Origin of the sequence: Rheinheimera marina (assembly GCF_042654345.1) — a bacterium.
Lineage (GTDB): Bacteria > Pseudomonadota > Gammaproteobacteria > Enterobacterales > Alteromonadaceae > Pararheinheimera > Pararheinheimera marina.
Map to the genome: position 1 here is coordinate 385,528 of NZ_JBHSGB010000017.1, position 20,783 is coordinate 406,310.

At 48.0% G+C, this 20,783-nt stretch carries 20 protein-coding genes; all 20 read right to left on the reverse strand.

What is annotated here, in order from left to right; all coding sequences use genetic code 11:
• Positions 1-21: 21 nt before the first annotated feature.
• The 20 genes from ACFO3I_RS18135 to ACFO3I_RS18230 all read right to left on the reverse strand — a co-directional run bounded on the left by ACFO3I_RS18135 (position 22) and on the right by ACFO3I_RS18230 (position 20,779).
• Positions 22-2,133 carry a motility associated factor glycosyltransferase family protein gene (locus tag ACFO3I_RS18135; RefSeq protein WP_377336498.1) on the reverse strand — a complete coding sequence of 704 codons (2,112 nt, stop codon included), beginning with the start codon at positions 2,131-2,133 and terminating at the stop codon, positions 22-24.
• Positions 2,120-2,428 (reverse strand): hypothetical protein, encoded by a 309-nt coding sequence (locus tag ACFO3I_RS18140; RefSeq protein WP_377336500.1) that lies wholly within the window; start codon positions 2,426-2,428, stop codon positions 2,120-2,122. Before ACFO3I_RS18140 ends, ACFO3I_RS18135 begins: the two co-directional genes overlap by 14 nt.
• Positions 2,421-2,855: a flagellar export chaperone FliS gene (gene fliS / locus ACFO3I_RS18145; RefSeq protein WP_377336502.1), complete on the reverse strand. Its 435-nt coding sequence runs from the start codon at positions 2,853-2,855 to the stop codon at positions 2,421-2,423. The genes ACFO3I_RS18140 and fliS overlap by 8 nt, the downstream gene beginning before the upstream one ends.
• Before the next feature lie 12 nt (positions 2,856-2,867).
• Positions 2,868-4,274: a flagellar filament capping protein FliD gene (gene fliD, locus ACFO3I_RS18150; RefSeq protein WP_377336504.1), complete on the reverse strand. Its 1,407-nt coding sequence runs from the start codon at positions 4,272-4,274 to the stop codon at positions 2,868-2,870.
• A 39-nt stretch (positions 4,275-4,313) separates the two neighbouring features.
• Positions 4,314-4,730 (reverse strand): flagellar protein FlaG, encoded by a 417-nt coding sequence (locus tag ACFO3I_RS18155; protein WP_377336506.1) that lies wholly within the window; start codon positions 4,728-4,730, stop codon positions 4,314-4,316.
• Positions 4,731-4,781: 51 nt separating this feature from the next.
• On the reverse strand, positions 4,782-5,744 hold the full coding sequence (locus tag ACFO3I_RS18160; RefSeq protein ID WP_377336508.1) for a flagellin N-terminal helical domain-containing protein: 963 nt from the start codon (positions 5,742-5,744) through the stop codon (positions 4,782-4,784).
• Between the two features lie 281 nt (positions 5,745-6,025).
• Positions 6,026-6,994, reverse strand: coding sequence for a flagellin N-terminal helical domain-containing protein (locus ACFO3I_RS18165; RefSeq protein ID WP_377336510.1), 969 nt, complete (start codon positions 6,992-6,994; stop codon positions 6,026-6,028).
• Positions 6,995-7,296: 302 nt separating this feature from the next.
• A complete protein-coding gene (locus tag ACFO3I_RS18170; RefSeq protein ID WP_377336512.1) occupies positions 7,297-8,259 on the reverse strand; it encodes a flagellin N-terminal helical domain-containing protein in 963 nt (320 codons plus the stop codon).
• Between the two features lie 852 nt (positions 8,260-9,111).
• Entirely contained in the window at positions 9,112-10,341 is a 1,230-nt protein-coding gene (gene flgL / locus ACFO3I_RS18175; protein WP_377336514.1) for a flagellar hook-associated protein FlgL, read from the reverse strand.
• Positions 10,342-10,343: 2 nt separating this feature from the next.
• Complete coding sequence (gene flgK / locus ACFO3I_RS18180) at positions 10,344-12,383, reverse strand: flagellar hook-associated protein FlgK (protein ID WP_377336516.1); 2,040 nt, start codon at positions 12,381-12,383, stop codon at positions 10,344-10,346.
• Between the two features lie 48 nt (positions 12,384-12,431).
• Complete coding sequence (gene flgJ, locus ACFO3I_RS18185; RefSeq protein WP_377336518.1) at positions 12,432-13,442, reverse strand: flagellar assembly peptidoglycan hydrolase FlgJ; 1,011 nt, start codon at positions 13,440-13,442, stop codon at positions 12,432-12,434.
• Positions 13,443-14,537: a flagellar basal body P-ring protein FlgI gene (locus ACFO3I_RS18190; protein WP_377336521.1), complete on the reverse strand. Its 1,095-nt coding sequence runs from the start codon at positions 14,535-14,537 to the stop codon at positions 13,443-13,445.
• Positions 14,538-14,551: 14 nt separating this feature from the next.
• Positions 14,552-15,232 carry a flagellar basal body L-ring protein FlgH gene (gene flgH, locus ACFO3I_RS18195; protein WP_377336523.1) on the reverse strand — a complete coding sequence of 227 codons (681 nt, stop codon included), beginning with the start codon at positions 15,230-15,232 and terminating at the stop codon, positions 14,552-14,554.
• A 10-nt stretch (positions 15,233-15,242) separates the two neighbouring features.
• The gene (gene flgG, locus ACFO3I_RS18200; RefSeq protein ID WP_377336525.1) at positions 15,243-16,031 is read right to left on the reverse strand and encodes a flagellar basal-body rod protein FlgG; all 789 of its coding nucleotides are present in this window, start codon (positions 16,029-16,031) and stop codon (positions 15,243-15,245) included.
• Between the two features lie 21 nt (positions 16,032-16,052).
• On the reverse strand, positions 16,053-16,796 hold the full coding sequence (locus ACFO3I_RS18205; protein ID WP_377336527.1) for a flagellar basal body rod protein FlgF: 744 nt from the start codon (positions 16,794-16,796) through the stop codon (positions 16,053-16,055).
• 124 nt (positions 16,797-16,920) lie between these two features.
• Complete coding sequence (gene flgE / locus ACFO3I_RS18210) at positions 16,921-18,264, reverse strand: flagellar hook protein FlgE (RefSeq protein WP_377336529.1); 1,344 nt, start codon at positions 18,262-18,264, stop codon at positions 16,921-16,923.
• 26 nt (positions 18,265-18,290) lie between these two features.
• Positions 18,291-19,034, reverse strand: coding sequence for a flagellar hook assembly protein FlgD (locus ACFO3I_RS18215; RefSeq protein WP_377336531.1), 744 nt, complete (start codon positions 19,032-19,034; stop codon positions 18,291-18,293).
• A 14-nt stretch (positions 19,035-19,048) separates the two neighbouring features.
• Positions 19,049-19,471: a flagellar basal body rod protein FlgC gene (gene flgC, locus ACFO3I_RS18220; RefSeq protein ID WP_377336533.1), complete on the reverse strand. Its 423-nt coding sequence runs from the start codon at positions 19,469-19,471 to the stop codon at positions 19,049-19,051.
• A complete protein-coding gene (gene flgB, locus ACFO3I_RS18225) occupies positions 19,471-19,875 on the reverse strand; it encodes a flagellar basal body rod protein FlgB (protein ID WP_377336535.1) in 405 nt (134 codons plus the stop codon). Before flgB ends, flgC begins: the two co-directional genes overlap by 1 nt.
• Before the next feature lie 64 nt (positions 19,876-19,939).
• Positions 19,940-20,779, reverse strand: a complete 840-nt coding sequence (locus tag ACFO3I_RS18230) for a CheR family methyltransferase (protein WP_377336537.1) — start codon at positions 20,777-20,779, stop codon at positions 19,940-19,942.
• Positions 20,780-20,783: the final 4 nt, after the last annotated feature.

Here is a 20,783-nt window from a genome sequence, read left to right on the forward strand (position 1 = left end):
ATCATATCCTTATGGACAATTTTACTGACTTTTAGCAGGTTCGGCTGCTGGCGGAACCCACAACTTGCTTTCACATCTGTTATACCAGTTTTCCGGAAAATCTGAACGAATCGCCTGCAGAAACTCCATCCAAATCGCGAAGCTTTCTTTAAACCATGCGAGGGTTTGTTCATCATTTTCATAGGTATACAACAAAGTGATCAAAGGGCAATGGAAATACAGCAATGTTCCTTTAACCACATGAAATAAATGAGCTGATACCGAGTCCTTGTAAGAAAATACCACCCGTGACTGTGCTTTCAGAACATCTGCCGCATCTTTTCTCGAGTGAATCTGCCGATTGCCTATCTCAAGCAGGTAAGCGACCAGATTATCGAATTCTTTAAATGCCAGCAGCTTTTCGTCTTGTTCTGATACCTCGGATTTGTGGAAAAAATCAGACTTAATTCGCTCAACCACCCATTTCTTATCCTTGCATCGTGACGAAATAATGACGTCGTCAATGGCTAATGGTGTGACGCCACGTAACTTTGCCCCCGAACCAACTTTATAGGCAGTCACCTCTTTATGACTAAGAAACAGATTGTCCAGCTGAACTTTTGAAATAGCCATGAAATCAGTGGCGAGCACTGATCCGTCCAGATTCCCTTCCAAAGGGTAAATAGCATGAGGGTTTGGTTTATAACGACCGGCATATTTTTCGTTTGAGTAAATACTTAATGACGAATGGCTTTTGGATTTATCCATTGGGTATCCATTATCTACGCCAAACAAATACACCTCCTCAAACCCAAGCTCGCAGGCATACGTAGCCGCCGTGTTGGACACCAGAGGGCCAGCAAAAGGCAACGCCGTTAAGAGTTTTCTGGTTTTGGCATAATGCAGCATTTGCATAAATACAGTGGAAGCTTCCGGCCCTTTCAGACCCAAACCGGCCCATTTGTAGTGGTTTAGCGTGTCCGGATAGACCACTTCCACTGAAAGTAAATTCATATCCGACAGCATGTCATCGGTGGTCGTATTGGTAAGAACCTGATAAACGCTTAGCGTCCGTTCAACAATGACATGGAAATCCGGCTTGATGCCCGCATTCATCAAGGATTGCAGCGCAGTCCCTGCGGCAAAAATAATGACTTTATCCTGGTACTCACGAATTAGTTCAATACTTTCATCCAGCGAAGGGCCATTACCGACCACAAAAGCAGGAATTCCTTTGTGGGGTTTTAGCGCTTTGTTTTTGATAAAGAAATGCGCGTGATTACGTGAGTTTCGAACTGCATGCGCTAACCCAGTGGTCGCATCATTATAAAAACCAAAACCTAATTGCACTTGGTAGAAGTTACGAAAGAAATTCGCTATCGACTGGTTTATTTGTTCAGAAGGGTAATGCTGATAGCAAAAGCTGTTGATAATGGAAAAAGCACCGACCGCAGCAGTCAGCTCAATAATCTTCTGAAAAAAGTCCTGATAAGACACACCAATCAGCATAAACATGCTGGAGTTGTTTTTCTCAGCTATCTCAAATAACGCCCCCCAGTCAGTACAAAACAAACTGGCATAGAACAATTCAAAGTCAGGCTCACACAAAAAAATGTAATCAAATACGTGTTCTGCCAGCAGCATTGGCAAATGATAGCCCAAGCCAATACCAAAGCTCAAAAAGCTCGGAAAATGTTGCGGTAATTGCTGAATTAAAGGCTCTTTTGATTCTGCGGTAAGGTCTGCAATCTTTGTCGACAACCGATTCATATACTGAATATGAATTCGCTTGTCTGCCGATGACGCCCCTTTTTTATACAACGCAGCCCGACCAAACAGAGGTTTATCGACGTTTTGCCTGACTTGCTCTTGTACCTGAGCGATAGGGTCAATTTGAGAATAGACTGGGACCGAAAGGTCTTTAGGTACGAAATTGCCGACACCAGATTCAGAGACCAGCAAGGAAAAACCTGGCTTAGGTGTATAATCAACGACCTGCCGATAGACATCCGGATAATATTTTTTTAACGCCGCCAAATTAGCGTTAAACCTAATCTCGGATTGTTGCTTGAATTCTTCTTCTTGTTTTTGTAGTTGTTTAATTTTATCAAGACGCCGCTGCACTTCAGCAAGCTCTTTCTCAAAATTTTCCATGGTGTTTCCTGTAGACAACCCCATCCGACAAATCTGTTGAGCTATTTTTGGGGCGCAGCTGATCAACAATGTCGCTCAGCATAACAACAAGTCGGGAAGAACTGGAAGATAAATCTGAACTCAAACCAGTGAGTAGCTCTTGCAACTGCTCACTCTTAGAAACCTTTGAAAAATCAATACTGTGGATAACAAGATTGATTTGCTCAAGATGGGCTGCGGCCTGCTCATAATGTTCCTGTTCAACCGCAGCAAAAAACAGCCGGATTTGTTCAGTAAGCAGCGCAGATTTATCCACTCACCATACCCAATTCGTTTTCTCTGGTTGCATAAGCTTCCATACGGGCAGTTTCAGGAATGGAATCCCAAGCCGATTTAATTGTGGACAATAAATCCACTACTTCATCAATAATACTCACATCGTTTTGTACGCTGGCGTCGGTGAGGCGTCTGACCATATAAAAATACAGGGCGGCTAAATTTTCCGTCATGTCCCCACCGACCGAATGATCAAGACTGACTCTTAATGAATCGATAATACTGCTGGCTTTGGAAATAGCTTTACTCTTCCCTTCAAACTCACGTTGTTCAATCATAATTCTGGCGATCTTCATACTTTCAATGGCGCCATCCATTAACAGTTTGATAATTTCATATGGATCTGCGCTGGCAAGCCGGCTTTTCAAAGCTTCACGCTGATATTGTTTAACTTTATTCCCGTACATGATCCTCTCCAATTACGACTTAATATTAGCAAGTGATGCTAACTGAGATGTCAGGTAGTTATTGGTACTATTCATCTTCGCAATCAATGTATCCAGCGCTGAATACTTTTTGCGAAGGTTCGCTTCCATAATCGTCATCCGGTAGTCCAAGTTTTCTTTGTCATCTTCGAGATCACGTAACTCAGAATTAATGTCGTCCTGACGGTTTTTAATGACTCCGCCGCCATCAACATAACCAGATAACATTTTAGTGAAACTTTCAGCGACGCCGCCTTTAGCTGTAAACAAAGCCCCCACATCAGCAAACTGCTCATCTAAAGCAGTCCCTATACTTCGCACCGTGTTTTTCTTCTCTAACTTGTTACTGGAATTCAAGCCAATGCCAATATCCAACAAAGATTCATAATCGCCTTCACCCTTCACAATGGTAGAAAACGCATTAATCATCTGATCCTTCATGGCACGCACTGTGGCATCACCATACATGGGAGAGCTAACCGTCAGCGATTGCTGATTGATAGTTTCAATCACATTGTTATAAGCCGTGATAAATGAATCGATTTTAGAGGCTACACCCGTTTTATCATAATCTATCGTGGCTTTAGCCGTTTCATCGGCTTCGCTTTCACGTAAAGCTTTAATCGTTAAACCCTGCACGGCGTCTTTAAACGTGTTGCTGGAACTTGTAATCGCCAAGCCGTCCACTTTAATAATGCCATCTTTCGCCTGGTCGGCAACTGCAATGCCTAAACCTCCAGCTCCACCACCAAAAGCTTCAGTTGAAATTTTGTCCATTTCGGCAGTGTCGCTGGTGATTTTTAAATCGTTCCCAGCGCCAGTGATATTTGACGTCACCACCAGCTGAGATTCAGTTCCTGTGTTGATGATATTGACACTGATGCCAAAGTTCGATTTGGACTTGTTGACTTGCTGGCGAATATCTTCGAGTGTGGCACCTGCAGCCACATCGATAGAGAACGATTTGTCTCCAGCTTCGAAGGTGAGCTTGCCGCCGCTGGCGGTCACGACGTCAGATGCAGATGTAAAAGTAGAACCGGCGCCAGACACAGCCCGACTGCCTTTAGCCAATTGTTCTACTTCGACGCGGAACGAACCTGGTGTGGCAGTCGTTGAGCTGGTTACAGATACCAGATCACCTAAAGACGTTGAATTATCAGGCTGCCTTACTGAAGCCGTTCTGTTTTCGAAGGTTGCCGGTTTAGATAACTCCTTCATCACTTCTTGCAGTTTGGCCATCTCAGATTTAATCGCACCTAAACCCGTCAGCTGAACTTTCAGAGATGATTCGGTTTTACTTAACTTTTCTGCTTTTGGCTGATACTCAGCTTGTAAGGTTGAGGAAATAATATCTTCCAGGTTCAAGCCGGATCCGACCCCAGCACTTGTAATGGTCGCCATATTTGTAATCCTCTAATCTTACTCACGTTGTACACACACTCAAAGCTGCTCATCCACTAAAATGCCAGCACTTCCATTTAAGTTATCGGCAATGCTGTTTAAAGCCTTAGCAATTTCACGTAATTCTTTGGAAGGAATTTCGCGAATCACGTCACCATTGTGTTTATCCACAACTTTGACGATAGGAGGGTCCTGCACATCATCAAATTCAAATACAAGATTGGTAGATTTCACCAGCAATTTTTGGTTCACGGTGTCTACTGCCTGCACTAAGTCACTGACATCTTTATTCCGATTGGAGTCATCAGTCACCTTTTTTTCCGCGGCATCCGTCACTGCCAGGTCAGAAGGTTGCCGTCTGACACTTATCGGCAGCTCTTGAGCTTTCTCTTTCAGACCAAGCTCCAGACCTGAAGCGGGAATTTTTCCTGCAAAACTTGCACCAACATTCACCATACCGCCTCCTTAACTTGAGGGAAAGGCAGTCCCCTTCCCTCATCGTCTGTATTAGCCTAGCAGACTCAGTGCTAACTGAGGGCGCTGATTTGCCTGAGCCAGAATGGCCTGGCTGGCTTGTTGCAGGATTTGATTTTGTGTCAGCTTTGCCGTTTCAGCCGCAAAGTCCGCATCTTTAATACGGGAATTTGCTGCCGACAGGTTTTCGGCAATGTTGGATTGGTTGTTGATTGTGGATTGGAAACGGTTTTGCACCGCACCCAGCTCTGCACGTTTTTTATCCACTACAGCAATCAATGCATCCATACCTGCCAACACAGCCTGGGCATTACCCTGGCTGGATACGCTGATATCTTTGGTAAAGACGCTTGCAAAGGTATAAGAGCTCGCACTTTGAGTACCACCGACATCACTGACACCTGCAGCCAAAGTACCCAGAGTTTTTCCGGTTACCGCACTTGCAATATTGGCAATACCAGACAGAGTGAAGCCGCCATTTGTAGCTAATGAGTTTGCAGATCCGCCGACGCTTTTCATTGAAAAACTGATCGCCTGCACCGCGTCAGCACCGACCTGGAAGTTGGCTTCATAGGTACCATCCAGCAAGTTAGTGCCACCGAAGGTAGTGTCTTTTGCAATACGGTTTACTTCAGTCATTAATGCCTGAATTTCTTCCTGAATAGCCAGACGGTCTTCGTCTGTATTAGAACCGTTAGCAGCCTGAGAAGCCAGAGTCCGGACCCGCTGGAAGGAGTTGGTAATTTCATTCATTGCACCTTCAGCGGTTTGCGCCAAAGAGATACCGTCATTCGCGTTACGGATCCCCTGGTTCAGACCATTAACCTGTCCAGTCAGACGGTTACTAATCTGCAAGCCTGCCGCATCATCTGACGCGCTGTTGATACGATAACCAGACGATAAACGCTGGAACGCTTTGTCTAACTGACTACCTGAGCCCATCAATTGGCGCTGAGCATTTAACGAACTGACGTTAGTGTTTACATATAAAGCCATGATTGCCTCCGCTTTATTTTTAGTTAATCAGGCCTGCCTCCTACCCCTAAGTGACAGATCCGATCCTGGTGAGCACCTGATACAAGTCCTCTAAGCTGTGTATCGGCAACATCTCTAAAGGCTTTAATATTATTTTGAAAAAATTCAATAAAAATACTCAACCGAATGAAAAATAACGATTTATTTTTTATTTTTAGCTCTAAAAAAACAAACTCCCGCTCAGGTTGCCCTGAGCGGGAGAAGGAGATGGGAATAAATAAGAGGTGTTAATTAATGAATAATTAACCTTGCAGCAAGCTTAATGCTGCCTGAGGCCGCTGATTGGCCTGAGCAAGAATGGTCTGGCTGGCTTGCTGCAGAATTTGGTTTTTTGTCAGTTTTGCAGTTTCTTCCGCAAAATCGGCATCCTTAATCCGTGAACGGGCTGCCGACAGATTCTCGGCAATATTCGCCTGGTTATTGATGGCTGATTGAAAGCGGTTTTGTACGGCACCCAATTCAGCACGTTTTTTGTCAACAACCGCAATTAATGAATCCATACCGGCTAACACGGCTTGGGCGTTGCCCTGACTGGATACGCTGATACTGTCTGCCAGAAACACATTCGCAAAGGTATAAGCGGTCGCATCCTGCACGCCACCTACATCACTCACACCGGCAGCCAAAGTGCCCAGTGCTTTGCCTGTCACCGCACTGGCAATACCTGCAATGCCCGACAAGGTAAAGCCACCATTGGCAGTCATTGTGTTGGCACTATTGCCGACATACTTCATCGAGAAACCGATAGTCTGCACTGCATCGGCCCCGACCTGGAAATTGGCTTCATAATTACCATTCAGCAGGTTTTGCCCACCGAAAGTGGTATCAGAAGCAATACGGTTGACCTCTTTCATTAAAGCGCGGATTTCTTCCTGAATAGCGATCCGATCTTCGTCAGTGTTCGAACCGTTGGCGGCTTGTTGGGCCAAAGTACGAACGCGCTGAAACATCGAGGTCACTTCATTCATCGCACCTTCAGCAGTCTGTGCTAACGAGATACCGTCATTGGCGTTACGGTTACCTTGCTGTAAACCCATAATCTGCGATTGCAGACGGTCAGTGATTTGTAAACCTGCCGCATCATCTGCCGCACTGTTGATCCGGAAGCCGGATGACAATCTTAAGAATGCTTGGTCCAGACCCAAACCTGAACTCATTAACTGGCGTTGGGCGTTTAACGAACTGACGTTAGTATTAACAAATAATGGCATTTTAAACTCTCCTCATCTCATTTTTTACAAAGCGGTTGGGCTCTCACCCCCAACCATTTTGCTCTCTCGATGTCCGGTCTCTCACCTCCGGACACCCTTTATAACGGCGCCTCAGAAAATAACTTTAAAAAATTTTAAATTAATTTTTTCCCATTAAAATCAATAACTTAAATAAAAATTTGGCGGAATTTTATTGCCTAAAACGGCATTGCCGCAGGCAATAATTTGCCAATAAAAAAAGCCGCGCTAAGCGCGGCTTTCGACTGAGAGATTGAGAGAGAGAATAAGAGAGATTTAAAAGCTTAACCTAACAAGCTCAACGCAGCCTGAGGGCGCTGGTTGGCTTGGGCCAAAATGGTTTGGCTGGCTTGTTGCAGGATCTGGAACTGCGTCAGTTTTGCAGTTTCAGCCGCAAAATCCGCATCTTTGATACGTGACGCTGCTGCCGACAGGTTTTCGGCAATGTTGGATTGGTTGTTGATTGTGGATTGGAAACGGTTTTGCACCGCACCCAGCTCTGCACGCTTTTTATCCACAACAGCAATCAATGCATCCATACCTGCCAACACAGCCTGAGCATTACCTTGGCTGGATACGCTGATATCTTTGGTAAAGACGCTTGCAAAGGTATAAGAGCTCGCGCTTTGAGTACCACCGACATCACTCACGCCGGCAGCCAGAGAACCTAAAGTCTTGCCTGTTACAGCGCTGGCGATACCTGCGATACCTGATAAGGTGAAACCACCATTGGCAACCAGGGAGTTTGCTGAACCGCCCACGTTTTTCATGGAAAAGCCGATGGTTTGTACAGCGTCAGCACCGACCTGGAAGTTGGCTTCATAGGTACCGTCCAGCAAATTAGTACCACCAAAGGTGGTGTCTTTTGCGATACGGTTTACTTCGGTCATCAGTGACTGAATTTCTTCCTGAATAGCCAAACGGTCTTCGTCTGTATTCGAACCGTTGGCCGCTTGTGACGCCAGAGTACGTACACGCTGGAACATACTGGTCACTTCGTTCATCGCACCTTCAGCAGTCTGCGCCAGAGAGATACCGTCGTTGGCATTACGGTTACCCTGTTGCAAACCCTGAATTTGTGAATTCAGACGGTCAGTGATTTGTAAGCCGGCGGCATCGTCGCGGGCACTGTTGATTCGGTAACCAGAGGATAAGCGTTGGAATGCTTGATCCAGTTGGTTGCCTGAGCCCATTAATTGCCGCTGTGCATTTAATGAGCTGACGTTGGTATTGACATATAAGGCCATAGTTACACCCTCAATCTATCGGTTAGGTAGTGACACCGGACAACTTTTGTCACCGGCTTAAACAGGTTATCGGACGGCAAAGAATTTCCTTTAGAAAAATTTTTACTGCCACTTTCTGCCGCTACCACTTATCCATCTGATCTTAAAAGATAAAAATATTAGAAATTAGGCAAAACAATGCCTCAGCCGGCTATTTAGGTAATACCAAAATAATCCAGCTCAATGCCCTGCAACTATCAGAGACAAAGTGGCACGTAAATCGCATAATCCCTATGTGCCAATCACCCGTCGGGTAATTGACGCACCAGGAACTCTAAGCAATAGCCTCCGCTTGAAGTCACTGGAATCGCGCCCCCTGAAACTACCCCTTTCGTTCAGGGGGCGCTCTCCACGCCGCCTCCGCGTACAACACCACTTTGATCATCCCTTCATGCACCCATACAGATCTCTTATTTAGCCCGACGCCAACCCTGAATCGAACCATTCAGGCACAAAGAAACGTCGGCAGTTTGCTGCCTGCACGTGGCAAAATACTCTGAACTACAGGCAAATAAATGCCTGAAAGACAACGTACATATGCCGCAGATAGCAATGACCTGTATCAGCGATTAACACTATTTCCCGATTGGAACTGCTCTAGCCCCTTAGAGAAAAGTGGCAAAAAGAGGGATCACTTGAATAACATAACTAAACCTTTACTTTTCTGGTTCTCTATATGTTGTATCGGTGCGGAATGGCCAAACTTTAGGGAGTTGCAGAAAATCTTAATCAATTGATAGTTATAGATAAAAATAAGAAATAACAAAAAAGCGCCCTGGTAGGCGCTTTTTTGTTATTTCTAAAAGAAAATGTTTAGCTAATGTAATCGAACAGGCTCATGCCTGTGATTTTACTAAAGGTGGCTTGGACAGCCTGCAAAGCTGTTTCTTCTTTTGTGATGTTGGTAATAGCAGTCACATAATCGACTTCTACAATACTGGCTTTATGGCTTTTCGTCGCAATTTGCAAATCTTCATTACCACCATAAATACTATCCAGGATATTAATATGTCCACCAACCAGGGATTGCGCTGAGCCTATTTTCAGGCTGGAATTATCCAACTCGACGATACTGTCAGAGACCTGCGCAGCAAGTACATCGCCTGAAATCCCCGAATTAACCTGATTAATCAGTTCAGTCAGCGAGTCCAGAATATTGGTCTTTTCTGGCGCAGCCATATTAAAAGTGACATCACCACCTACTGCAGCGCCTGTGACTTCTATTTCCAAACCAGCAAAATTTACCGGTTGGCCAGGCGTATAATTTCCGGTTGCCGCAGGTGTCGCACTGCCGCCAACATAGACTTCATAGGTATCAGGTACACCAGCAACCAACGCAACCCTCACCGAGTTATCGGCGGCTGGCAAGCCACTGTAATTAGCCCGGAAAAAGCTGTCATACACACTTTGGTTAGACACATCTACCTGTGCCGCGGTTACAGGCGCATTGACTGTCGGCGTCGTGGTAGTAAAACGCTTATCCACGCCATCAAATACGTTTTTACCGCTGGCATTGGCAGGAATAGTGACAGATAAACCGACCTGTAACTCTTTAACCCCTTCATCCCCTCTGAATTCATATTTGCCTGTCGCACTGTTGTACTCATAAGGCTGGGTCTGATCTTTATAACCTGAGAATAAATATCCGCCTAATTCATCACGGCTATTCATCAGGTCGAAGATTTGGTCGCGAATTGCCGTTAACTGGCTGGTGACCGCTTCCCTATCGTCCGGGTCATAGGATCCATTTCCCAGTGACAAAGTTAAGGTCCTGGCATCCTGGATGGCCCCTTTGATATTACTCAGAACCGTTTCCTGCAGGGTCAGACTATTTTTAACCGCTTGGTTATTCACCTGAAACTGTGCAGTCTGTTGAATGTTTTGCTCGAGGGAAATGGCCCGGGCAGACCCCGAAGGGTCGTCTGATGGTGTCAGGATCCGGGTTTGCTTCTCAAGTTGCGCAGATGCTTTCAGTAAGCGCTCCTGCGTTGAAGTTATTGAGTTAATCCCTTGATTATATTGCATATTAAATGTTATGCGCATACTTACCTCGTTGCCTGCAACAACGTATCAAAAATCGACTGCGATGCTGACAGAATTTTTGCTGCTGCAGCATACGTTTGCTGGAACCTCACTAAGTCCGCCGCTTCTTCATCCATGCTAACGCCTGACAGGGACTCATTCCAGGCCGATGTTTGTTCTAACAGTGCCGATTGCGCACTCAGATTGATCTTGGCCTGACTGGTCCGTTCGCCGATATAACCCACCATACTGCCATACGCCTGAGTGAAGCTTTGATACTTATCGGCATTGGGAATGTTTTCTGCAGAAATTCGTACCGTATCAGAATTCTGTAGCTGGCCGAGCAACAAACCATTGCGGTTATCTTTAAAGCCGCCGACATTGTAATCAATGGTAAAGGTATCCCCTGCCGTCGGCACGCCACTGATGGAAAAGTCAAAACCTGCATTGGCAAACGAAGGGAAATTGCTCAGAAAATCATCGTAGTTGTTGCTTGGGAAGGTATAGGTTTCTGTGGTGCCATTATTGTCATTCACTTCAAATTGGTTGCCCCCTAAGTAGGTAATAGTCAGTGGCTGACCTGAGTTGAAGGTTGAAGGAGCACTCAGCAAATCAGTGGCGCCACCTATACTGCTGACCTGAATACCTTCGACCTGCGCATTGCCCAAATTAGTGACCGCCTTATCACCGACCAGAGGAGACGCCAGCGCGATAGCATTCGGTCTGTTAGTGGCTAACTCTACATTGGCAGCTGCATCGGCCAAAGGCTTTAGAAGGAATGCATCGCCGGCAGCAAAGGCGGTACCGCCGTTTGTGATAGTAAATTCCAGGCCAAATAAATCTTCGGTTCCAGATGACGTAAAGGTATAAGGACCTGCGCCAGTCAAGGTGTAATCCGTCGCTGGCGGTTCTGGTCTGGTACTGATCACATTCCCTTCAGCATCGACCGCCTGAACGGTAAATTGAGTAGCGCTGGAGAACACAACCTTAAAATTGTTAGCAGGCACTTCCGTGCCTAGTGTCGGAACGAAAGTACCAGACACTGTGCCTGTGCCGACATTTTTTGTATAAGGCAAGCCGGAGAAGGCCGGCAGTTTAAAGATGTCTTGCCCTATTAACCCATCGCCGTCCATACCGAGTTTATTTTGCGTGTTAAAGGCGTCTGCAAAGGTCACGGCCAGCTGACCAAGCTGAAGTTGCGCTGGCTCCAGAATGTCCGAGCGGAACTTCAATAAACCACCAATTTTGCCGCCGATATCATTTTCATCAACGCTGGAGACTATGCTGCTTTTGCCATTCACCTGCAGCTGCAGCGTCTGACGCTTCGGATCCGGATTGCCCGATACATTAAATAAATTAAATTTACCGTCTTCCATCACCAGGGATTGCCCTGTGCCCATAAATATCTGCTTCTCACCGTTGGATGCATCCAGTACCTGGATGTCCATCAGCTCAGATAATTTGCGGATGGTTTCGTCACGTTTGTCTAATAAATCCAGTGGTGGTGGCTTTGCCGGGTTGGTGCCGTAATTCAGAATTTCACGGTTTAAGGTGGCAATGGAGTTGATGTATGAATTCGCTTCCTGTGCATAGACAGACAGCTGTTCATTTACATAAGTGCCCTGGTCCAGCACCTGACTGGACAAGGTACTGAATTTGTTTAAAAGCGTCTGTGCGCCACCAATCACCAGTTGACGGGCAGCACTACTGGACGGGTCGTTAATTGCCGTCTGCAACTGGGTAAATAAATTCGAAATGCCGGTTGAAATACTGTTGGATGAGTCAGCAAACAAGGAATCCACCCGGCTCGCCTCGGATACATATTGACTGGCATAGCCCACTGCGCTGGTATCACGCCACAATTGCTTTAACGCAAAGCTGTTCACCAGGCGCTCTGTGGTGCCACGACCTACGCCCAGACCCAGAATATTAGCTTCGAATTCAGTACGTTGCCGGGTGTACCCTTCTGAATTGACGTTCGCAATATTGTTACTGGTGGTGGACAGCAAGGCTGCACTCGACAAAATTGCTGAGGTACCAATTTTTAACAAGTTATCCGACATACCAGGCTCCGGCTCCAGGCTGCGTTATCGGCAGCCAACATAATTTCTTTACGACTTTTTAATTGCTAGCAGGTTTCGTGCCTGTTTAAAGGTGTCACTGTTAAACACCGACCAGATTTTTTGTGCATAGTTAGGATCGGTAGCATAACCCGCCGCCTGCAATTGCTGAAAATAAGCTTTAGGGTTGTTACTGACATCCAGTGCCTGCTGATAACGGGGATTATTCTGGATGAAATCAGCATAGTCGTTCAGGCTTTGTTCCGGCGAACTGTAAGCCCGAAAACGGGCTTTTTCTTTTGACGCAACACCCTGGCGATATTCCAGCGTGTCCACCACGGCCACATCGCCTTGCCAGCCGTTATTGGCTTTAATGCCGAAGAAGTTAAAGCTATTTTCGCCTTCCCCGGTTTTGAACATACGCTGGCCCCAGCCCGTCTCAAGTGCCGCTTGCGCCAGCAATGCCAATGGTTCCAGGCCAAGTTTTGCCGCCGCCTGCTCGGCCGCTGGCAACAACTTGCGGACAAACTCTGCAGGTTCAGAAAAATCCCAGTCCGCTTCACTGTCGCTTTCCGGCGTCGGTGCAGCGGCTGATGGCACTGGAACGGTAAACGACGTCTCTTCAGGCAATGCCTGAGTAGCTTTAGAAGCCAGACTTTGCACCTGGGCGACCGATTGGCTTTCACCACCACGCCCGTGCGGCATTCTAAATTCTGTCGACTGCCCGTCTTCCGCCCTTTTTTTGCCTTGCTGAGGCTTCAGTTGCTGCACTATCAAATCAGCCAGCCCCAGACTGCCATTTTCAGACAGTTCAGTCGCCAGTTGTTTGTCGTACATATCCCGATAGAACTCTGTGGTCTGACTGTTCATCATGCCATCAGCTTCAAAGGCTTCATTGGCTTTACGCATGCTGGACAGCAGCATACTCATGAAAATTGATTCGAACTGTTTGGCCGCCTGCTTTAATGCCGCATCATCATTTTGATTTTGCGCCGATTTAGCTTTCAGTTGCTGCAGGCTGCCAAGGTCATGGTAATTGACCTGTTGTTCGACGCGTTTCATTTAGATCACCACCAACTCACCGTGGATGGCACCCGCTTCTTTTAACGCTTCCAGTATGGCCATCAAATCGCCGGGAGCAGCACCCACCGCATTGACGGTGCTGACCAAATCATCCAAGGTCACACCAGGGTCAAATTTAAACATCCGTGATTTATCCGGACGCACATCGATGATGGTGTTTTGCTCAACCGCTGTGTCGCCTCCCGCCAATGGATTCGGCTGAACGACGGTCGGATTTTCAGCAATAGTGACGGTCAGACCACCATGGGTGACGGCGGCAGGAAATAAACGGACATCCTTGCCTATCACTATAGTGCCGGTTCTGGAATTAATAATGATACGGGCCGACTGGCTGGCCGGTTCCATTTGCAGGTTTTCCAGCGTAGATAAATAAGACACCCGCTGATTCATGTCACGCGGAGCCCTGACCTGCACAGAGGCCGCATCCAGCGCCTGCGCAGTGCCTTCACCAATAAACTGGTTAATGGTCTCCGCCAGTGTTTTGGCGGTCGTGAAATCGGAGTTGTTCAGGTTAAAGGTAATAAAGTCGCCTTCGGCAAACGGCGTCATGACTTCCCGCTCCACAATGGCGCCATTTGGGATCCGGCCTACGGTCGGGGTATTGACCACCACCTTTGAACCATCAGCGCCTTCCGCGCCCAAGCCACTGACAATCAGGCTGCCTTGCGCTACCGCGTACACATTGCCGTCTAAACCTTTTAAGAAGGTTTGTAATAAAGTGCCACCACGTAGCCCTTTGGCATTGCCCATCGATGACACCGTAATATCCAGCGTCTGGCCAGGTTTAGCGAAGGCCGGCAGTTCAGCGCTTACAGCAACAGCCGCTACGTTTTTAATTTGCGCTTTCATGCCAGCCGGCAAATTGATGCCAAAGTTACTCAACATGGTTTTAAAGCTTTGTTCGGTAAAAGGGCTTTGTTCACCAGTACCAGGCAAGCCAACCACCAGGCCATAACCAACTAATTGGTTGGCGCGAACGCCCTGCACCGACGCCAGGTCTTTAACCCTGGCGGCCTGCAAGGGTAACGCGAGGCTTAGTGACAATATGACTACCGCGAATTGAACCAGTTTCATTTCAGTCACTCCTGTTAAAACGGCCACAACAGGCTGGTAAAGAACTGACTCAACCAACCCGGACTTTGTCCGCCATGAGTCGACCCGGTGCCGCTGTATTCAATACGGGCATTGGCAATTTTGGTCGACGCTACTGTATTTTGTGCATCAATGTCTTCAGCACGGATCACGCCGGTCAACCGGATAAACTCTTTGCCGGTATTCAGGGTGACCCATTTTTCACCACGGATCACCAGATTGCCATTGGCCATCACCCGCAGCACATTGACAGAAATATTACCGGTCAGGCTGTTGCTCTGGTCTGCTTTCGAGTCGCCTTTAAAGTCGCTGGTCGAATTGGCACCAAACTGCAAGGTATTGCCCAACACGCTGACGTCGCGACCACCCAAGCCAACCATGGGGTCAAAGCTGGCAGAACTGTCTTTACCGAATTCTGTTTTCGCCTGCTTGGTGGCCTGAGTATTCTCCCGCAGCACCACTGTAATGATATCGCCTGGTCGGCGAGCCTTATTGTCCGAATACAAGCCATTCGACAAACCTTGCGCAAAGAGTGAGCCATTGTTCGAAATGGGCACTGCTTCCGGTTCTGGTGGTAAAGGTGCAAAAGCCGGATCATCTGGCATCGGTTCTTTAAAACCCGATGCACAGCCTGCCAAAGCCACAAACACCACTGCACTAAGCAATAAAGCGCGCATGATCTTACTCCTACAGCTGCTGGATTAAGGTTCCCATCATCTGGTCGACGGTGGAAATTACTTTGGAGTTCATTTCATAAACCCGCTGACTTTCAATCAGACTGACCAGCTCTTCTGTGACATTGACGTTGGAGGTTTCCAGCGCGCCTTGCACCAGTATGCCCCGCCCCTCTAAGCCCGGAACGCCTTGCACCGGGTCGCCACTTGCTGCGGTCTGAGTGAACAGGTTCTGACCGATAGGTTCTAAACCAGCCGGGTTGACAAAGTTAGTCAGCGTCAGCTGGCCAAGCACCGTGTTATCGGTCTGGCCAGGCAAACGGACTGACAATTCGCCGTCTTGCGAAATGGTGATGCTCTGCGCGTCTTCCGGGATCACGATGTTCGGCTGCACCTGATAGCCAGCACCGGAAGTCACCAGGTTACCATCGGCATCTGTGGTGAACTGACCATTGCGGCTGTACGAAATAGTGCCGTCAGGCATCAGAACTTCGAAAAAGCCATGGCCCTGGATCATCACATCCAGACTGTTGTCAGTGGTGATCATGTTGCCTTGACTGAAGCTCTTCTGGGTTGCCACTACTTTCGTACCAGCACCCAGCATCAGGCCGTTGGGCAGTTCTGAGTTTTGTGATGAACGCCCGCCTGGCTGATTCACGTTCTGATACAGCAAGTCTTCAAAGATAGCGCGGCTCTTTTTGAAACCCACAGTGCTGGCGTTGGCCAGGTTGTTGGAAATTACCGAAATATCACGTTGTTTGGCATCTAAGCCAGTCTTACTGATCCATAAAGCCGGATGCATAAAATCCTCCTGGGCTTAGCCCTAGATTATCCGCATAATCTGGTTATGTTGCCGATCCATTTCCTCGGCGGTTTTCATCATCTTCACCTGCACTTCAAACTGACGTTGCAGGCTAATCATTTGGGTCATTTCTCCGACCGCGTTGACGTTGCTGGTTTCCAGCGCGCCACTTTGAATGCTGACAGTTGCATTGGCTTCTGCCACTTCACCATCCTTGCGACGGAATAATCCGTCCAAACCTTTTTCAATATCGGCAAAGGCTGGACTGACCAATTTAATTCGGGCAACGGGTTCCATCACGTTTGCCGGTGCGCCCTGAGGCCGGACACTGATAGTGCCATCTTTGCCGATCTCCATTTTCTGCACCGGCAAAGGCAACTGGATCACACCTTGTTCACCAATCACTGGCAGACCACCTGCAGTCTGCAGCACGCCTGTGGCACTTAACTGCAGATTACCGTCTCTGCTGTAGGCTTCATTGCCATCAGCATCCTGGACGGCAAACCAGCCCTTACCTGTGAGGGCAATGTCCAGGTCCCGTTCTGTCATGGTGATAGCACCATCGTCAAAATTTTGACCTGGCCGCTCTGTCATCGAGAACACCCGGGTTGGTAAACCTTCACCAAACGCCTGCATGGCCCGGGCTTGCTCCAAATCAGCTTTAAACCCTGTGGTGCCTGTGTTGGCCAGGTTATTGGCTTTGATGCTGATGCCATGCATATTTTCTTTGGCACCACTCATCGCGATATAAAGTACACGGTCCATAGTGGATCTCCTGCTTGCTTAACTCTTACAAAGCAAGAGCAGTGCCACATTTGTAATGTTTTGTTTAGTAAGAAGTTTAAAAAGAAAAAGCCACGCGAAGGTGGCTTTTTTGACGCTCAAGCTATTAGCGGATCTGCAGTATGGTAGTTTGCAATGTGCTGTTCACTTCCAGCGCACGCGAGTTGGCCTGGAAGTTACGCTGGGCAGCAATCAGGTCAACCAGCTCGTTGGTCAGGTTAACGTTAGACTGCTCAAGGGCTGAGCTGTTAATTGCCCCAAAGGTGCCTGAGTTGGCTTCACCAGCTAATGCTTCACCAGAGGTCAGGCTCTCGTTCCATGAGGTGTTACCAATCTGGGTTAACCCCTGAGGGTTAGCAAACTTCACCATCGCCACCTGAGCCAGATACGTCTGATCGCCATTCGAATAAGACGCCATCACCTTGCCTGAGGCATCAATGTCTACGCTGGTCAGACGGCCTACAGTTGTACCATCCTGACTCATACTACCCACTTCAAACTTGGACGCATATTGAGTAGGCGATCGACTACCTGACTCATCACGAAACTGGATATTTAAATCACTGGTAAATTGAGCACCATTGGTCAGATAGCTGTTTGCAGGGTCATTCAAACCTGCGGCTGTTAAGACCACATTTGGAAATGGCGAAACCTCAGGCAAGCCATTTGCATCAAAATCTAAGGTCACAGGACCAATAGCTGCATTTGGTGCCAATGCACCGCCAGAAGCGGCTGCTGGTACCGCATCGTTATCATCCATCACCACATAAACCTGCCACTCATTGGTCGGGGCGGCTGGAGCTGCTGGGTCATTGCGCCGGAAGTACATTGTCAGCACATGAGGCTCACCCAAACTGTCGTAGATAGTGGTTGAAGTCGTCGCATTGTAAGAGGCTGAATCTGTTGGATCAAAAGGCACAGTCGGGTTGGTTTGACGGGCATCCAGGTTCATGGTCACATATACATTGCTGGAGGCTCTAGGCGCACCAGCGGTAGAAGGGATTTGAATTGGATAGGTTGTACTTAAACTGACTGACGTTGTATCCCCAGTCGCAGGGTCAACAGGGTAGCCTTGCAGAAAGTTACCATTGTTGTCGGTAATATAGCTGCTTTTATCCAGCTTAAATGCGCCAGCTCTGGTGTAACTTAATTCACGTGAACCAATTTCAGGAGACAAGGCAAAAAAGCCGTCTCCGGTGATCGCAAGGTCCAGCGAGTTATTGGTAAATTTCAGCGAGCCCTGAGAAAACTGCTGCGCCACTTTGGTCGTGGTAGCACCATCCCCCACTTTTGTCTTATTGGACGTAAATACAGACGCAGCATACACGTCGGCAAATTCCGCCCGCGACTCTTTGAAGCCTGTGGTATTGACGTTGGCAATGTTGTTCGCTGTTGTATCGATATCTTTTTGAGCTGCGGCAAGGCCGCTTAACGCGATATTAAAACTCATAATGTCACCTCAACTCTGGGTCCAAATTAGGTCGCAATTTCAATAATGTCAGACAGTTTTTTCTGTCCCTGGCCAAATACATTCAGCACGAGTCCTGTGGTGGTGCCATTGCCCAGGCTGACGCTGGACACCGGGGCGTAGACGCCGGTTTCAATGGCTTCATTCTTGCCGGCAATGGTCGCTTCAATAGAAATGGTGTAGGTACCGGCTTTTGCCAGTTCCATCACCGGGTTTCCTTTCTCATCCACTTTCGGGTCGCCATTTTCATCCACAGCTTGGGTGTCCGTGGTTCCATCCCAAGGCAATTGCAGTCGGCCTGCGTCCGCCGAAGGGATAGATACAGAACGCACTACAACGCCGTTTTCATCTTTAATTTTGACATTGACGTTGGTCGCCGCTGACGGGAAATTGGCGCTGGCAACCACTAAGTCGTCCTCACCGCTGTAGACCATGGTGTCGGATTCAACCAATACGTATTGACCGACCAGTGACGAAGCCTGCAGCGCCTGGCTGGAATTCATACTGGTGGCAAAATCAGCAAAGTTGGTATTCAGCTGCGCTATACCATCAGCCATCGTGAAGTTGGTCATCTGGGCAATCATTTGATCGTTTTCGACCGGCTTGGTCGGATCCTGATAAGCCAGCTGCTGGGTCAGCAAAGCGAAAAAGTCTGATTGGGTTAAAGCACCATTGCCATTGTCTGTGGTGGTGGTACTGGTATCGGTATTCCAATACAGATCGCTGATGCCGCTGTTGTTTACGCTACTCATGCTCTACTCCTTGCTTAGCGCTGACCTAACATCAAGGTACGACTGACCATTTGTTTAGCCGCATCCGCAACCTGCACATTGGCTTCATAGGAGCGGGATGCCGAAATCATGTCGGCCATCTCTTCCATAATGTTGACGTTTGGTTTGTAGATGTAACCTTTGTCATCAGCCATTGGGTGATGCGGTGCATACTCAACGTTTAGTGGCGCGTCCGATTCCACAATACCCACCACCTGCACTTTGGCCGTTCCTACCTCTTCGCCATTCAGCGCTTCTTCCAACGCAGTGGCAAACACTGGATGGCGGGCACGATAGGTTTCCCCTAAGCTGCTGCTGACGCTGTTGGCGTTGGCCATATTACTGGCCGTGGTATTTAACCGGACCTGCTGGGCAGCCATACCGCTGCCTGCAATATCAAAGACGTTGTACATGCTCATTATTGCTGTCCTCCGGTGATGGCTTTTTTCAGGCCATTGATCCGACTATTCAGAAAATTAAGTGTGGTCTGGTATTCCATGGCATTGCGAGTAAATGCATTACGCTCTTCATGGATATCCACTGAGTTGCCGTCACCAGTGTCCGTCTGGTTCGGCACCCTGTAAGCGGCTTCAGCACGGCGACTGGCGGTGGAAATTTCGAAATGGCGCGGATCCGTGCGGCCCAGTTCACCACTCTGTCGGGCTTTTGCCCCTTCTAAGGCGGACTGGAAATCTAAATCCCTGGCTTTGTAGCCAGGCGTGTCCGCATTGGCGATGTTTTCCGCCAATAAAGACGAGCGCTGGTCCCGGACCAATAAAGCATCCGGATGCACGCCAAAGGCATTTTCGAAACTGATGGCCATAGCTTTCTCACCTGCTGTTTCCACTGATGCAAAACAGTAAGCAAAACTCGGGCCAAGTGATGTGTCAGTTTTTCTTGCGGTAGATAATACCTGGATTACAACGCAGCATTTCGAAGTCGTTATTCAGACTGGATAATGACTCAGAGGCCCCAAGAAACAAGTAACCACGCGGGTTCAGCACTTGGGCAAACTGGCGGATAATTTTTGCTTTCACGTCCGGCGAAAAATAAATCAGTACGTTGCGGCAAAAAATAATATCGAAGCGTCCAAGCAAGGTGTAACTGTCGAGCAGGTTCAGGTGGCGGAAAGAAACGTTACGGCGAACGGCATCTTTTAGCCGCATCATGCCATGGCCGCTGTCTTCAAAAAACTTCGTGCGACGTTCAGGCGATAATCCACGAGACAGCGCCAGGCCATCGTACTCAGCGCGTTGGCAATGCTCCAGCATCGCATTGGAGATATCCGTGCCAAGTACTGTTACGCCGCCAGGAAAAGCGCCCGGCCGGGTTTGCTGATATTCCAGCGCGGTCATTGAGATGGAATATGGCTCCTGACCGGACGAGCTGGCCGCCGACCAGATTTTGACGCTTTTCTGTTCTTTTTCGAATTCAGGCAGAATTTGTTTCTTTAGCAGTTCATAAGGGTAGTTGTCACGGAACCACAAGGTTTCATTGGTCGTCATTGCGTCAATCACCGCAGAACGCAACTGGCGCTCAAATGGGCTCAGTGTTTTATTCAGCAGCTCAGACAAAGACGCCAGGCCGAAGCGCTGCATCAAAGGCGCCAGGCGGCTTTTCACCAGGTATTGTTTATTGTCGCCCAGTACGATACCGCATTGCTGCTCGAGGAAATCCCGGAATAAGCGGTACTCACTGTCCTGCAGATCTTTATTTGCTGCCTGCATAATG

Excerpts from the sequence above, each read along its gene's own strand:
- ACFO3I_RS18135 (WP_377336498.1), bottom strand. The coding sequence starts at position 2,133 with ATGGAAAATTTTGAGAAAGAGCTTGCTGAAGTGCAGCGGCGTCTTGAT.
- fliS (WP_377336502.1), bottom strand. The coding sequence starts at position 2,855 with ATGTACGGGAATAAAGTTAAACAATATCAGCGTGAAGCTTTGAAAAGC.
- fliD (WP_377336504.1), bottom strand. The coding sequence starts at position 4,274 with ATGGCGACCATTACAAGTGCTGGGGTCGGATCCGGCTTGAACCTGGAA.
- ACFO3I_RS18155 (WP_377336506.1), bottom strand. The coding sequence starts at position 4,730 with ATGGTGAATGTTGGTGCAAGTTTTGCAGGAAAAATTCCCGCTTCAGGT.
- ACFO3I_RS18160 (WP_377336508.1), bottom strand. The coding sequence starts at position 5,744 with ATGGCTTTATATGTAAACACTAACGTCAGTTCGTTAAATGCTCAGCGC.
- ACFO3I_RS18165 (WP_377336510.1), bottom strand. The coding sequence starts at position 6,994 with ATGCCATTATTTGTTAATACTAACGTCAGTTCGTTAAACGCCCAACGC.
- ACFO3I_RS18170 (WP_377336512.1), bottom strand. The coding sequence starts at position 8,259 with ATGGCCTTATATGTCAATACCAACGTCAGCTCATTAAATGCACAGCGG.
- flgL (WP_377336514.1), bottom strand. The coding sequence starts at position 10,341 with ATGCGCATAACATTTAATATGCAATATAATCAAGGGATTAACTCAATA.
- flgK (WP_377336516.1), bottom strand. The coding sequence starts at position 12,383 with ATGTCGGATAACTTGTTAAAAATTGGTACCTCAGCAATTTTGTCGAGT.
- flgJ (WP_377336518.1), bottom strand. The coding sequence starts at position 13,442 with ATGAAACGCGTCGAACAACAGGTCAATTACCATGACCTTGGCAGCCTG.
- ACFO3I_RS18190 (WP_377336521.1), bottom strand. The coding sequence starts at position 14,537 with ATGAAACTGGTTCAATTCGCGGTAGTCATATTGTCACTAAGCCTCGCG.
- flgH (WP_377336523.1), bottom strand. The coding sequence starts at position 15,232 with ATGCGCGCTTTATTGCTTAGTGCAGTGGTGTTTGTGGCTTTGGCAGGC.
- flgG (WP_377336525.1), bottom strand. The coding sequence starts at position 16,031 with ATGCATCCGGCTTTATGGATCAGTAAGACTGGCTTAGATGCCAAACAA.
- ACFO3I_RS18205 (WP_377336527.1), bottom strand. The coding sequence starts at position 16,796 with ATGGACCGTGTACTTTATATCGCGATGAGTGGTGCCAAAGAAAATATG.
- flgE (WP_377336529.1), bottom strand. The coding sequence starts at position 18,264 with ATGAGTTTTAATATCGCGTTAAGCGGCCTTGCCGCAGCTCAAAAAGAT.
- ACFO3I_RS18215 (WP_377336531.1), bottom strand. The coding sequence starts at position 19,034 with ATGAGTAGCGTAAACAACAGCGGCATCAGCGATCTGTATTGGAATACC.
- flgC (WP_377336533.1), bottom strand. The coding sequence starts at position 19,471 with ATGAGCATGTACAACGTCTTTGATATTGCAGGCAGCGGTATGGCTGCC.
- flgB (WP_377336535.1), bottom strand. The coding sequence starts at position 19,875 with ATGGCCATCAGTTTCGAAAATGCCTTTGGCGTGCATCCGGATGCTTTA.
- ACFO3I_RS18230 (WP_377336537.1), bottom strand. The coding sequence starts at position 20,779 with ATGCAGGCAGCAAATAAAGATCTGCAGGACAGTGAGTACCGCTTATTC.